General features: G+C 68.0%; 13 protein-coding genes. 12 read left to right on the top strand and 1 reads right to left on the bottom strand.

What is annotated here, in order from left to right; genetic code table 11:
• Positions 1-46 precede the first annotated feature (46 nt).
• From ACIP5T_RS09870 to ACIP5T_RS09820, 11 genes are all read left to right on the top strand, one after another.
• A complete protein-coding gene (locus ACIP5T_RS09870; RefSeq protein WP_400862715.1) occupies positions 47-502 on the top strand; it encodes an SRPBCC family protein in 456 nt (151 codons plus the stop codon).
• Positions 503-696: 194 nt separating this feature from the next.
• Positions 697-1,050, top strand: a complete 354-nt coding sequence (locus ACIP5T_RS09865; RefSeq protein ID WP_400862713.1) for a hypothetical protein — start codon at positions 697-699, stop codon at positions 1,048-1,050.
• Between the two features lie 68 nt (positions 1,051-1,118).
• On the top strand, positions 1,119-4,016 hold the full coding sequence (locus ACIP5T_RS09860; RefSeq protein WP_400862711.1) for an AAA family ATPase: 2,898 nt from the start codon (positions 1,119-1,121) through the stop codon (positions 4,014-4,016).
• Positions 4,017-4,093: 77 nt separating this feature from the next.
• The gene (locus ACIP5T_RS09855; RefSeq protein ID WP_042538190.1) at positions 4,094-4,297 is read left to right on the top strand and encodes a cold-shock protein; all 204 of its coding nucleotides are present in this window, start codon (positions 4,094-4,096) and stop codon (positions 4,295-4,297) included.
• 423 nt (positions 4,298-4,720) lie between these two features.
• The gene (locus tag ACIP5T_RS09850) at positions 4,721-5,755 is read left to right on the top strand and encodes an iron-siderophore ABC transporter substrate-binding protein (protein ID WP_400862710.1); all 1,035 of its coding nucleotides are present in this window, start codon (positions 4,721-4,723) and stop codon (positions 5,753-5,755) included.
• A 53-nt stretch (positions 5,756-5,808) separates the two neighbouring features.
• Positions 5,809-6,831: a FecCD family ABC transporter permease gene (locus tag ACIP5T_RS09845; protein ID WP_400864697.1), complete on the top strand. Its 1,023-nt coding sequence runs from the start codon at positions 5,809-5,811 to the stop codon at positions 6,829-6,831.
• A 5-nt stretch (positions 6,832-6,836) separates the two neighbouring features.
• Entirely contained in the window at positions 6,837-7,910 is a 1,074-nt protein-coding gene (locus ACIP5T_RS09840) for a FecCD family ABC transporter permease (protein WP_400864694.1), read from the top strand.
• Positions 7,907-8,707: an ABC transporter ATP-binding protein gene (locus ACIP5T_RS09835; RefSeq protein WP_400862708.1), complete on the top strand. Its 801-nt coding sequence runs from the start codon at positions 7,907-7,909 to the stop codon at positions 8,705-8,707. The genes ACIP5T_RS09840 and ACIP5T_RS09835 overlap by 4 nt, the downstream gene beginning before the upstream one ends.
• The gene (locus ACIP5T_RS09830) at positions 8,697-9,653 is read left to right on the top strand and encodes a siderophore-interacting protein (RefSeq protein ID WP_400862707.1); all 957 of its coding nucleotides are present in this window, start codon (positions 8,697-8,699) and stop codon (positions 9,651-9,653) included. The genes ACIP5T_RS09835 and ACIP5T_RS09830 overlap by 11 nt, the downstream gene beginning before the upstream one ends.
• 36 nt (positions 9,654-9,689) lie before the next feature.
• Positions 9,690-10,148: an AraC family transcriptional regulator gene (locus ACIP5T_RS09825; RefSeq protein WP_400862705.1), complete on the top strand. Its 459-nt coding sequence runs from the start codon at positions 9,690-9,692 to the stop codon at positions 10,146-10,148.
• A gap of 62 nt (positions 10,149-10,210) precedes the next feature.
• Entirely contained in the window at positions 10,211-10,918 is a 708-nt protein-coding gene (locus ACIP5T_RS09820; protein WP_400862704.1) for a hypothetical protein, read from the top strand.
• A gap of 22 nt (positions 10,919-10,940) precedes the next feature.
• Here ACIP5T_RS09820 and ACIP5T_RS09815 read toward each other — a convergent pair whose 3' ends face one another.
• Positions 10,941-11,489 carry a TetR/AcrR family transcriptional regulator gene (locus ACIP5T_RS09815; protein ID WP_400862703.1) on the bottom strand — a complete coding sequence of 183 codons (549 nt, stop codon included), beginning with the start codon at positions 11,487-11,489 and terminating at the stop codon, positions 10,941-10,943.
• 59 nt (positions 11,490-11,548) lie between these two features.
• Between ACIP5T_RS09815 and ACIP5T_RS09810 the strand changes: the two genes are divergently transcribed.
• The gene (locus ACIP5T_RS09810) at positions 11,549-12,370 is read left to right on the top strand and encodes an SDR family NAD(P)-dependent oxidoreductase (protein ID WP_400862701.1); all 822 of its coding nucleotides are present in this window, start codon (positions 11,549-11,551) and stop codon (positions 12,368-12,370) included.
• The last annotated feature ends 106 nt before the right edge of the window (positions 12,371-12,476 follow it).

Here is a 12,476-nt window from a genome sequence, read left to right as displayed (position 1 = left end):
GCAGCTGAATGGGATCACACGAACGACGAACAGTGAGGAGCATCACATGGCGCAGATCATCGAGACCATCGACGTACACGTTCCGGTCGACATCGCTTACAACCAGTGGACGCAGTTCGAGAGCTTCCCGCACTTCCTCGACGAGGTCGAGTCGATCGTCCAGATCGATGACACCCACAACCGCTGGACCGTCAAGGTCGGCGGCGCGACGCGTGAATTCGACGCCGAGATCACCGAGCAGCACCCCGACGAGCGCGTCGCGTGGAAGAGCGTCGGAGGCGACACCGAGCACGCGGGCGTCGTGACGTTCCACAAGCTCGAAGAGCTCACGACTCGCGTGACGGTGCAGATCGACTGGGAGCCCGAGGGCCTTCTCGAGAAGGTCGGCTCGCTCGTGGGAGCAGGCTCGCACGCGGTGAAGAAGGACTTGAAGAACTTCAAGGAGTTCATCGAGAAGCGCGGCGCCGAGACCGGTGCCTGGCGCGGCGACGTCGACGCCTGATCGACCCCTGATCCGAGGTCCGGGTGGTGGTGCCCCCACTGCCGCCCGGGCCTCTTCTGCTGCCCGCTCGCAGCCTGTCCGCTGCCTGACTGAAGCCATCTAGGGCGCGCTCGATGCAGAAGATAGGGCATCCTCCCGATGTCGACCGGGCACCTCAGAGCGGAGTGTAGGGACATCCCAACCGAGGAGATGTCATGTACGAGCACCCCTACTTCACTGAGAAGGTCGCCGAGTACGAGAACGAGCGTCTGGAGCGAGCGGTCGAATGCCGTCGTTTCCTCGCCGAGCACGCCGACCAGCTCGTCCCGCGGGCTCCCGGCGCGGTCAGGCGCCTGGGACAGCGGATGCTGCGTGTCATCACCCGCCCGCGGTCGACTGCAACGGATGCTGTCGCGAACGCTGCGCCGGATGCTGTCGCGAACGCCGCGCACCTCGCCGCGACCCCCGCTCCGCGAGTGGCACGGGTCGCTGCGCCCGCCGAGATGGCGACCGCTGCGCCCGCCGACCGTCTGGCCGTCGTCGGCTGCGAGCCCGCGGCGGCTCGGTGAGTTCCACGTCCCTGTCGCAGGCCGCGCCACCCCGCCCGAATGTCGGAGGGGAGTGGGACGATGGGTCCATGTCCCTCTCCGCCGCGAGCGCTGCGATGGTCGGCCGTGAGGTCGAGATCTCGGTCGTGCGCGGGCTCTTCGATCGAGTCGTCGATGGAGTGCCTCTCGCGGCGCTCGTCGAGGGCGAAGCGGGCATAGGCAAATCCCGGCTGCTGCGCGAGTTCGGCGCCGAGGTGGTCAATCGAGCCGATGTGCATGTCGGATGGTGCCTCGATCTCGGGGCGTCGCGCACGCCGTTCGGGCCGATCACCGGCATCCTCCGCTCGATCGTCACCCGCATGGGCGCAGATCACGTGCGCGAAGAGCTCGGCGTCGGGGTCGAGGCTCTGGGCATGCTGCTGCCAGAACTCAATCCCACCGAGCGCTCCCAGACCAGCCCCGACCGGCTGCGCGACGCGATCGCCGCCCTCATCGAGGCCGCGGCCGAGCACGCGCCGCAGGTGCTCGTCGTCGAAGATCTGCACTGGGCAGACGAGTCGACGCTCGCGCTGCTCTCCTTCCTGCTGCGCACTCTGACCCACGGGCGCATCCTTCTGCTGCTCACCTGCCGCTCCGACGACGTCCGACGCGGTGACGCGGTCAGCCGGTTCATCGGCGAGGCCACGCGTGCGCGCCTGCTCGAGCGGGTCGCGGTCGAACGGCTCGAGACGTCGGCGGTTCGCCAACTCGCCGAATCGATCACCGGTCAGCCGCTCACCGACGCGGCGCTCGAGCGCATCCAGGACCGCGCCGAAGGAGTCCCGTTCTTCGTGGAGGAGCTCGCCGGATGCTCCTCGGGGCCGCTTCCCGGCAGCCTGCGCGACCTGCTCCTGGCCCGGTTCGACCGCCTCGGCGATGACGCGAGGCGGGTGGTGCAGGTGGTCTCGGGCGCTGAGCGCCCGCTGACCCATCCGCTGGTCACACAGCTCGCGGGTCTGCCCCAAGCACGCCTCGACGAGGCGATTCGCGAGGCGACGCTCAGTGGGATCCTCGTCGTGGGTGACGATGACTACCGGTTCCGGCACGCGCTGCTGCGCGAAGCCGTGCACGACGATCTGCTCCCGGGCGAGCGGGCGCGGCTGCACCGTGCGTATGCGGAGGCGCTGGAGGAGAACTGCACCGGCTCCGACACCGCCGACTCGGCCGCGCTCGCCTACCACTGGCAGCTCGCGCAAGACGATCGGCGCGCGCTCGCCGCGGCCGTCGCCGCCATGTTCGACGCCAAGTCGCGTTTCGCTTTCGCGAGTGCGGCCCGGTTCGGTGAGCTCGCCCTCGATCTGTGGATCCAGGTGCCCGATGCGGAGAGCGTGGTGGGCCTCGGTCGTCTCGAGATGCTCCGCGCACTCGGCTCGGTGCTGCGGAACGGAGGCGACGGAGAGCGCGCGCTCGCCGTCGTCAATCTCGCACTCGGGGAGGTCGACCCGACGACCGTCGACCCTCGCATGCACGCGAGGCTGCTGCGCGACAAGGCGTACTACACGATGAATCTCGGCCGCCGCGGCGCGATCCCGCTTCTGCAGGAGTCGCTCGAGATCCTCGACGGCAGGGTCGACGACGATCGGCTCCGCGCGTCGATCCTCAATCAGCTGGGCAGTCGCCACATGGTCGCGGGGCGATTCGAGGAGGCGATGGCGCTGGCCACGGAGGCCGGCGAGAGGGCGGCACGTGCCGGTTCCGACGATGAGGCATCGATCGCCGCGAATGTGCGCGGCGGTTCCAGGGCCCAGCTCGGCGACCTGGCTGAGGCGCATGATGAGTACGCGCTCGCTCTCAGCCTCGCGAGGAGCGCCAATCCAGAACTGCGCTACCGCGTCAACTACTCCGACCTGCTGGCGCTGCTCGGGCGTTACCGAGATGCCGTGGTCGTCGCAGAAGACGGCATGGCGCGGGCGCGTGCCTACGGGGTCGAGCGCACCACCGGTGCGATGATCACGCAGAACATGGCGGTGCCGCTGCTCGAACTCGGCGAGATCGAGCGCGTCGAGGGGATGCTGGCGCGCGAACTCGCCCAAGACACACTGCGGATCTTCCACATGTACTCCACGATGACGCGGGTTCGGGTGCTGTCGTGGCGCGGTCGACACGAAGAGGCCGCCGAAATCCTCCGCGAGTGGCATCCTGCGTTCGCCGAGACAGGCGAAGACGAGCGGCAGATCTGGTACGACGAGGTCATGATGAGGGTCTCTGTCGCCGAGAGCCGAGGAGACCTGGCGGCGGCGCTCGACGAGATCAGGCAGATGCTCCGCGATGCGGGACCCGTCTGCCTGCACCAGCGTCGCCTCCTCCTGGAAGCGGGGTGGTTGATCGCCGAGCTGCAGTCGTCCGGCACCGAGCACGGGATGACTGTCGATGATGCGATCGACGAGGTGCGCGCCGCGTGGCTCGCTCAGCCGACACAGCTGCTCGACGACAGGTGGTGGGCGATTCTCGATGCCCTGCTGGCGCCCTCGGTCCCGGCGCTGCGGGCGGCCGTCGAACTGGCGGACTCGGACGACGTGCCGGCGACCTTCCGTGTGACGACGCGGCTCGAACTCGCGCGCATGCTGGTCGGGGCAGGAGACCGCGCCGAAGCGGCCACTGTCCTCGGGCAGGCGCTGCATGAGGCCGAACGGCTCGGCCACGTTCCGCTTCTCCGCATCGTCAACGGGTTCTCGGCTGCGGCGGGCCTCGCCGCAGCATCCGGCATCGCCAGTGCCGAGGCATCGGCCGACCCGCTCACGGCACGCGAGAGGCAGGTGCTCGACCTGCTCGCCGAGGGGCTGAGCAACCGTCAGATCGGCGAGAGGCTCTTCATCAGCGTGAAGACGGTGAGCGTTCATGTGTCGGCCGTGCTGCGAAAACTCGGCGTCAGCACGCGCACTGAGGCGGCGGTTCTTCAAAAGAATCCGAACTTCCGGGTTTCACGTCAGGATGCCGTGGTACGTTGAGCTTGCGCGTATGTCGGACGTTCCGTCACGGCGCGGGCCGCGCAAGCGGCCGTTTGAAAACAGAAAGTAGAAAACACATGGCCACTGGCACTGTGAAATGGTTCAACGCTGAAAAGGGCTTCGGCTTCATCGCTCCCGATGACGGCACGGACGACCTTTTCGCCCACTACTCGGCAATCACCGGCTCCGGTTTCAAGGAGCTTCGTGAGAACCAGAAGGTCGAATTCGACGCTGAGCGTGGCCCCAAGGGCATGCAGGCTGCGAACATCCGCGCTCTCTGAGCGCGAGCAGACTTCCTGAAGCCGGTCGGATCCTCACGGATCCGGCCGGCTTTCTGCATGCCCGGGGGCTTTTCCGACGCGGGCGCGGGTCTCGTCCGCATTCGAACGTCGGTGCGGGGCCAGTAACGCATCCGAAGAGCCGGGTCCCGGTGTCCTTTTGACCCCGCCCGGTGCGGGGCCAGTAACGCATGTGAACGGGCGAGCGGGGTCAAAACTGCATGTGAACGGGCGAGCGGGGTCAGAACTGCATCCGAATCGGGCGTGGGGGATGCGTTTTTGACCCCGCACGCGGGGCACGGATGCCGCGTGAGTCCAGGTCCTCGAGATGAGGCTTGCCTAACTTTCTGTTAGATTAGGCGAGGCTTACCAAAGCCTGACGCGCTCTGCGTCCAGCCCCCTCACCTCGAACCCGAAGGAACGCCTGTGCGCACCTCTCGCCTTCTCGCCGCCGGTGTCGCCGCGGCTCTCGCCCTCGGCCTCACCGCCTGCGCGACACCCCCGACCGACTCGAACTCCGACTCCGCCGGTGGCAACCCCGCCGATGACAGCGCCTTCCCCGTCACGATCGAGCATGTGTTCGGCGAGACCACGATCGACGAGAAGCCCGAGCGCGTCGCCACGATCGCGTGGGCGAACCACGAGGTGCCCCTGGCCCTCGGCATCGTCCCGGTCGGCATGAGCAAGGCCTCGTGGGGAGACGACGACGACAACGGCATCCTGCCCTGGGTCGAGGACAAGCTCGACGAGCTCGGCGGCGAAGAGCCCGTGCTGTTCGACGAGTCCGACGGCATCGACTACGAGGCCGTCGCCGACACCCAGCCCGACGTCATCCTCGCGGCGTACTCGGGCCTGACGCAGGAGGAGTACGACCAGCTCTCGAAGATCGCTCCGGTCGTCGCCTACCCCGAGGTCGCCTGGGGCACTCCCGTCGACGACATGATCGAGCTGAACTCCAAGGCTCTCGGGCTCGAGGAAGAGGGCGACGCGCTCATCGAAGAGCTGCACGCCGACGCTGAGGCCGCGCTCGAGGAGAACAGCGCCCTCAAGGACAAGAAGGTGCTGTTCGCCTACATCGACCCGAGCGACCTGAGCCAGGTCGGCTACTACACCGCGATCGACACGCGCCCCGGCTACCTGCACGACGACCTTGGCCTTCCGCTGCCGTCGATCGTCGAGGAGAACGCCGACAGCGAGGAGTTCTACCTCTCGGTGAGCTCCGAGCAGGCTGACGCGTTCGACGACGTCGACGTCTTCGTGACCTACGGCGACGACTCGCTCATCGCCACCATGCAGGCCGACCCGCTGCTGTCGAAGATCCCGGCGATCGCCGCAGGCAACATCGTGATCCTGCCCGACTCCACCCCGATCGCAGCCTCGGCGAACCCGTCGCCGCTGTCGATCCAGTGGGGCCTGTCCGACTACCTCGGCCTGCTGGCAGCACCGCTCGCCGCGAAGTGACCTTCGGCGTCACCTTCGCGCACTGAGTTCCCGTGACCGCTGTCACCCTTCCCATGCCGGGCACCGCAGACCTGCGGCGCCCGGCATGGGCGCGCTCGCTCTGGCTGCTCGTCGGTCTCGGAGTGCTGCTCGTGCTCTGCATCCTGTCGATCTGCTTCGGTGTGCGCTCCGTGAGCATCGACGACATCTTCGCCGCCCTCGCAGGGCAGGATGACACCCTCGCCCAGGCCGCGATCATCAAGCGCCTTCCGCGCACGGTGCTCGCGATCCTCGTGGGCGCTGCCCTCGCGCTCTCCGGTGCGACGATGCAGGCGGTCACCCGCAACCCGATCGCCGACCCCGGCATCCTCGGCGTCTCGAACGGCGCATCGCTGGCCGTGGTCTTCGGCCTCGCCTTCCTCGGCCTCACCAATGCCTACAGCCAGATGGCCCTCGCGATCATCGGGGCAGCCCTCGCCGCGGCGTTCGTCTACACCGTCGGCTCGCTCGGCCGCGGTGGCGCCACTCCTCTCAAGCTCGCCCTCGCGGGGGCCGCGACCTCGGCGGCATTCGCCTCGCTGATCAGCGCCGTCATGCTGCCCCGCGTCGACCTGCTGCAGGCCTTCCAGTCCTGGCAGATCGGCGGAGTGGGCGGCGCCGAGTGGCCGCGCATCGCGATCACCGCTCCCGTGCTCGCGCTCGGCGCCCTGATCTGCTTCGCCAGTGCGCGCGGCATGAACTCCCTCGCCCTCGGCGACGACATGGCGAAGGGGCTCGGCGAGCACGTGTTCCGCACGCGGCTCATGTCGGCGCTCGGTGCCGTGATCCTCGCCGGTGCCGCCACCGCGATCGCGGGCCCGATCGGCTTCGTCGGACTCGTCATCCCGCACGTCTGTCGGATGCTGATCGGCACCGACCACCGCTGGTTGCTGCCGTTCTCCGCCATGGCCGGTGCCGCGCTGCTGCTCGCCAGCGACATCGTCGGCCGCGTCATCGCCCCGACCTCGGAGGAGATCCAGGTCGGCATCATCACCGCCATCATCGGCGCCCCGTTCTTCATCTGGATCGTCCGTCGTCAGAAGGTGCGTGAACTGTGAGCACCATCGACCGGGCCGCCGCCCAGACTCCCGCCGCATCCGACCGCGCTCGCGACGAGGTCGCCGCCCTCATCGCCGGACGCCGTTCGCGCCACCGCCGTCACGCCGTGGCCACGATCGTGCTCGGCGCGATGCTGCTGGTGCTGTTCGCCGTGGCGCTGATGATCGGCAACACCTTCTATCCGCTTGACGAGGTGATCCGCGTCATCCTCGGCGAGACCGTGCCGGGCGCGTCGTTCACGGTCGGAGAGCTGCGACTGCCCCGAGCGGTGCTGGCGATCCTCGCCGGGTTCGCGTTCGGCATCGCCGGCGTCTCATTCCAGACGCTGTTGCGCAATCCGCTCGCGTCGCCCGACATCATCGGCATCTCGAACGGCGCCGGCGCCGCCGCGGTGTTCGGCATCATCGTGCTGTCGCTCAACGGACCGATCGTCTCGCTGCTCGCTCTGGGCGGGGCGATCGTCACAGCGGGGATCATCTACCTGCTGTCGATCAAGAACGGCTTCGCCGGCACCCGACTGATCCTGATCGGCATCGGCGTCGCGGCGATGCTGCAGAGCATCATCTCCTACATGCTGTCGCGGGCGGCGAACTGGGACATCCAGACCGCGATGCAGTGGCTCACCGGCAGCCTGAACAACGCCTCATGGGAGCGTGTGATGCCGCTCGCGATCGCTGCGGTGATCATCGTGCCGCTCCTGCTTCTGCAGGGCAGGGCGCTGGGTGCGATGCAGCTCGGCGACGACTCGGCATCCGGCCTCGGAGTGCGGGTCAACACCACGCGCCTGCTCTTCATCCTCGGTGCCGTCGCCCTGCTCGCGTTCGCCACCGCCGCCACCGGCCCCATCGCGTTCGTGGCATTCATGGCGGGCCCGATCGCGGCCCGCATCACCGGGCCCGGTGCGAATCTGCTCGTGCCCAGCGCTTTCATCGGAGCCGTGCTCGTGCTCGGTGGCGACCTCCTCGGTCAGTTCGCGTTCGGTGAGCGCTACCCGGTCGGCGTGATCACCGGCGTGCTCGGCGCTCCGTATCTCATCTATCTGCTCATCCGCACCAACCGCTCGGGAGGCTCTCTGTGACCGAGGCGCACACTCTGACGGCGGAGTCCGTCACCCTCGCCTACGGCGACCGCACGATCATCGATGGCCTCGACCTGGCGATCGCCCCCGGCAAGATCACGACGATCGTCGGCGCGAACGGATGCGGAAAGTCGACGCTGCTGCGTTCGCTCGCGCGCCTGCTCTCGCCGACGGCCGGTCAGGTCGTGCTCGACGGCAAGTCGGTGCACGCGCGTCCGACCAAGGAGGTCGCCCGCATCCTCGGCCTCCTGCCGCAGTCGCCTGTCGCGCCCGAGGGCATCGCCGTCGCCGACCTGGTCGGTCGTGGCCGGCATCCGCACCAGAAGATGCTGGCGCGCTGGAGCACCCACGACTACGAGGTCGTGGCGGATGCTCTCGCCGCGACCGGCACCACCGACCTCGCCGACCGCAGCGTCGACGAGCTGTCGGGCGGTCAGCGCCAGCGCGTGTGGATCGCGATGGCGCTCGCGCAGGAGACCGACATCCTGCTGCTCGACGAGCCGACCACGTTCCTCGACGTCGCGCACCAGGTCGAGGTCCTCGATCTGCTCACCGACCTGAGCGTCTCGCGCGGCACCACGATCGTCATGGTGCTGCACGACCTCAACCTCGCCGCGAGGTATTCCGACGAGCTCGTCGCGATGAAGGAGGGCAGGGTGCATGCCACCGGCGCTCCCCAGGATGTCGTGACCGCCCAGCTCGTCGAAGAGGTCTTCGACCTCGCGAACCAGATCACCATCGACCCGGTCTCCGGCAAGCCGATGGTCACCCCGATCGGAAGGCATCATGTCCGCTGAGACCACCACCGAACGCCCCACCTACGTGCTCGCTCGCGCCGAGGTGCGCGCGGTCGAACGGGTGTCGCCGAACTTCGTGCGGGTCACCTTCGGCGGCGACGATCTGTTCGAGTTCGGCACGCCGGGTGACGTCTTCGACTCCCGGATCAAGCTCGTGTTCCCGCCGGCATCCGGCATCCTCCCCGATCTCGATCGGCAGACCGACGACTGGTGGGGATCCTTCCTCGCCGTTCCCGAGGAGGAGCGTGGATCGATGCGCACCTACTCGGTGCGTGAGCTGCGGGTGTCGGATGCCGGCACCGAGCTCGATGTCGATTTCGTGCTGCACCTCGCGCCGGGACTCACCGGCCCGGCATCGAGGTGGGCCGACGCGGCTGCCGTCGGCAAGGAACTGTTCATCGTCGGGCCGCGACGGGGTGTCCCCGCATCCGCTCATGGTGGTGCCGAGTACGAGCCGGGCACGGCGACGTCGGTGGTGCTCGCCGGCGACGAGACCGCGGCCCCGGCGATCGCACGCATCCTCGAGGACGCTCCCAGCGACCTGCGGGGCTGCGCGTTCATCGAGGTTCCGTCTCCCGCCGACATCCTGCGCATCGACGCCCCTGTCGGCGTCGAGGTGCACTGGCTTCCTCGCGACGCGGGCGAGCCTCACGGCGTGCGGCTCATTCCTGCCGTGCTCGCCTACCTGGGCGATGCGGATGCCGCCGATGAGATCGACGTGAAGGACATCGACACCGAAGACCTGCTCTGGGAGACCCCCGACTACTCGGGTCTCGGAGAGGAGATCGCGGCGGCGGATGCTCCGGCTGAGCGCTACTTCTGGATCGCCGGGGAGAGCGGCGTCGTCACGACGCTGCGGCGCCACCTGGTGAAGGATCTCGGCATCGACCGCTCGCAGGTCGCCTTCATGGGCTACTGGCGTCGCGGCGTCGCCATGCGCGGCTGAGTCGCCGAGAGGCAGAAGAGTGCTAGACACGGGGACATGAACGACTACCCGGTCACCCATGAACTCGGTCGCATCGACGTCGTCACGCTCGTCGACACCTCTGCGCTCAGCCGCGACGTCTCTCTCGATGTCGATACCGTGCAGGCGGCGTGGCCGGCGTTCGAGGGGGCATTCGACTCGCTGCAAGGGCGCAGGATGCTGGGGCTCGTCTACGGAGGCACTTCGGTGTACCGCCTCTCGTGCGTGCGCCTCGAGCGAGACCGTGAGAACGCGCTGGGCCTGGACGAGACGACGATCCCCGGCGGAGACTACCTGCGGCTGCGACTGCGCGGGGAGGCGCCCGACGTCTACGGGCAGATCTCGGATGCGTTCGACGTGCTGTTCGCGCTCGCGAACCACGACGCCGATAGACCGCACATCGAGTCCTACCGCCGCGAGGGTGAAGTCGACTGCCTCGTGCCGATCAGAAGCGCTCGGTCTGCCTTTCACGTTTGACTGATCAGGACGTCGCGCTTTGAGTCCTGGAGATCCGTCGCGACAGAGGTCAGACTGGGCGGATGGAGTACGCCGGAGTAGTGCCGATGGACGCCCCTGATCCGAGTGCCGGGTTCGAAGCTCGCGTGCGCGGGCTCTCCTACCCGGTGTTCCAGCTGCGACCGCAGCCGTCGCTCACGCGCATCCCGGGTGCATCCTTCATGGAGATGGGGGCGTCGGCGGCAGCGGGCGCGCCGATGGGACTGGCGGAGTCGTCGGTGTCGCTCAACTACACGCTGTGGAGGAATCCCGACGATCATTCCGACCCGCGCAACGAGGTCGAGTTGGACCCCGGCATCCGACGCTCGATCGAGGAGGAACCGCCGTGGGGCCGCCCAGCGTGGCTGATCGAGCGGGCTCAGCTGCTCAAGTACCCGATGCTCTGGGAGGCGGTGCGGTCCAGCTGGCAGGCGTCACCCGACCGCGAACGGCATTCGCTCGCTCAGCAGCTGGTCGACCACACCAATCACATACTGCGCAACAGATTCCGTGAGGAGCTCGGACTCCCCGACCTGCCGAGCGAGGGCGACGGCGGCTGGGAGGCGAGGACATCGGCGGCGAGGGATGCCGTCGTCGCGGTCGACGGTCAGGATCGCCCCGCCGTGCAGATCGACACCGACCCGTTCGTCTACGCGGTCGGGTTCCGCGTCGATGAGAACGTGGTCTGCACCACCGTCGTTCCCCGAGACAGCCTGCCGATGATCGACCTCGCCATCACGACCTTCAAGTGAGTCGACCGATCTTCGGCCGCTGTCATAGCGCGCCGACGCTTCTCAGAATCCGCTCCACGTGAGCGGTCACCCATTCCGCATCGAACGGTCGGCTGCGAAGCAGCCAGCGGTGAAAGATCGGCCCGACGAAGAGTTCTGCGACATCGTCCGCGAAAGACACGTCCGCCTGACGCAGCCGCTCGGAGATCGCGCTCATCTGCGGCCCGAGCAAGAGTTCGCGGAAATGAGTGGCGAGCTCTTCGTCGGACTGCAGCTCGGCGGTGACTGCTCTCAGCAGCTGCTCCTGGGTCGGGTCGGTCAGTTCGTCGATCATGCCGGTCGCCAGCTCCGTGAGGTCGACAGAGAGATCACCCGAGTTCGGCACGGTGACTCTGCCGTTCTCATCGGTGCTGCGGGCGAGGAGTGCGTCGAAGAGGATCTCACCCGTCGATGACCACGACCGATAGAGAGTCTGTTTGCTGACCTGCGCGCGGGCGGCGATCCCCTCCATCGTGATCGCCCCCACCTGGCGCTCGCTGGCCAGAGAAAGCGCAGCCGCGTGCACCTTGGTGCGGGTTCGCTCACGGGCCATGTCGACAACGATACCCGAGCAAACGAGACGGTGCGTCCAGTTCGCGATACGATCTCGGCATGACTTCACCGCAGACATGGATGATCACCGGCAGCAGTCGAGGCCTGGGTCGAGCGCTCACCCACGCCGCCCTCGACGCGGGGCACGCTGTCGTGGCGACGGTCAGAGGCGATCACACGCTGCCTGACCACGAGCGGCTGACCGTGATGCAGCTCGACGTCCGTGACCGCGCGGCGGCGCATGAGACCGTCCAGCGAACCGCCGATCTCCTCGGCGGAATCGATGTGCTCGTCAACAACGCCGGCTACGGCGTGATCGGGGCCGTCGAAGAGGCGTCAGAAGACGATGCCCGTGCCATCGTGGATACGAATCTGCTCGGCCCTCTGTGGCTGAGTCAGGCTGTCATCCCGATCATGCGCCGCCAGGGTGGCGGACACATCGTGCAGATCTCGACAGTCGGAGCCGTCGGGACGATGCCGATGCTCGGTCTCTACAACTCGACCAAATGGGGCCTCGAAGCATTCAGTGAGGCGATGGCGGCGGAGGTCGAACGATTCGGCATCCGCGTCTCCCTGATCGAGCCGGGCTCGCTAGACACGGACTGGGCCGGCGCGAGCATGCATTTCAGTGCGCCCCTGCGTGATTACGACGAGCAGCGAGTCGAGATGTTCGGCACCGCGGAGGTGCCGTGGCCCGCGGGCGAGTCGGGCGGCGGGGTGACACCCGAGGATGCCGCAACGGCGATCCTCGCCCGAGTCGCGGACGCCCGTGACCCCCGCCTCCGGGTGCTCGTCGGCGACGACGCCCCCGCGCAGGTCGCAGCGGCGCTCGAGCTGCGGCGTCAGGACTACGCTCTCGATCCGAGGTTCCTGACCGCCTGACGCGCTGCTTCTCGTCCGTCGCGAGCGCTCGCTCGCTCGCTCGCGAAGCGGTGGCGCCCGGGGGTGCCGCGTCGTAGCATCCCAGTGGAATCGTTCGACGATGAGG

This window comes from Microbacterium sp. NPDC088619, from assembly GCF_044752825.1.
Classification (GTDB): domain Bacteria; phylum Actinomycetota; class Actinomycetes; order Actinomycetales; family Microbacteriaceae; genus Microbacterium.
This window is presented reverse-complemented; position numbering and strand designations above follow the sequence as displayed.

What these genes read in the sequence shown, in the direction of transcription:
- ACIP5T_RS09815 (WP_400862703.1), bottom strand. Translation starts at nt 11,489, where the DNA reads ATGGCCCGTGAGCGAACCCGCACCAAGGTGCACGCGGCTGCGCTTTCT.
- ACIP5T_RS09855 (WP_042538190.1), top strand. Translation starts at nt 4,094, where the DNA reads ATGGCCACTGGCACTGTGAAATGGTTCAACGCTGAAAAGGGCTTCGGC.
- ACIP5T_RS09860 (WP_400862711.1), top strand. Translation starts at nt 1,119, where the DNA reads ATGTCCCTCTCCGCCGCGAGCGCTGCGATGGTCGGCCGTGAGGTCGAG.
- ACIP5T_RS09820 (WP_400862704.1), top strand. Translation starts at nt 10,211, where the DNA reads ATGGAGTACGCCGGAGTAGTGCCGATGGACGCCCCTGATCCGAGTGCC.
- ACIP5T_RS09870 (WP_400862715.1), top strand. Translation starts at nt 47, where the DNA reads ATGGCGCAGATCATCGAGACCATCGACGTACACGTTCCGGTCGACATC.
- ACIP5T_RS09845 (WP_400864697.1), top strand. Translation starts at nt 5,809, where the DNA reads ATGCCGGGCACCGCAGACCTGCGGCGCCCGGCATGGGCGCGCTCGCTC.
- ACIP5T_RS09825 (WP_400862705.1), top strand. Translation starts at nt 9,690, where the DNA reads ATGAACGACTACCCGGTCACCCATGAACTCGGTCGCATCGACGTCGTC.
- ACIP5T_RS09865 (WP_400862713.1), top strand. Translation starts at nt 697, where the DNA reads ATGTACGAGCACCCCTACTTCACTGAGAAGGTCGCCGAGTACGAGAAC.
- ACIP5T_RS09810 (WP_400862701.1), top strand. Translation starts at nt 11,549, where the DNA reads ATGACTTCACCGCAGACATGGATGATCACCGGCAGCAGTCGAGGCCTG.
- ACIP5T_RS09830 (WP_400862707.1), top strand. Translation starts at nt 8,697, where the DNA reads ATGTCCGCTGAGACCACCACCGAACGCCCCACCTACGTGCTCGCTCGC.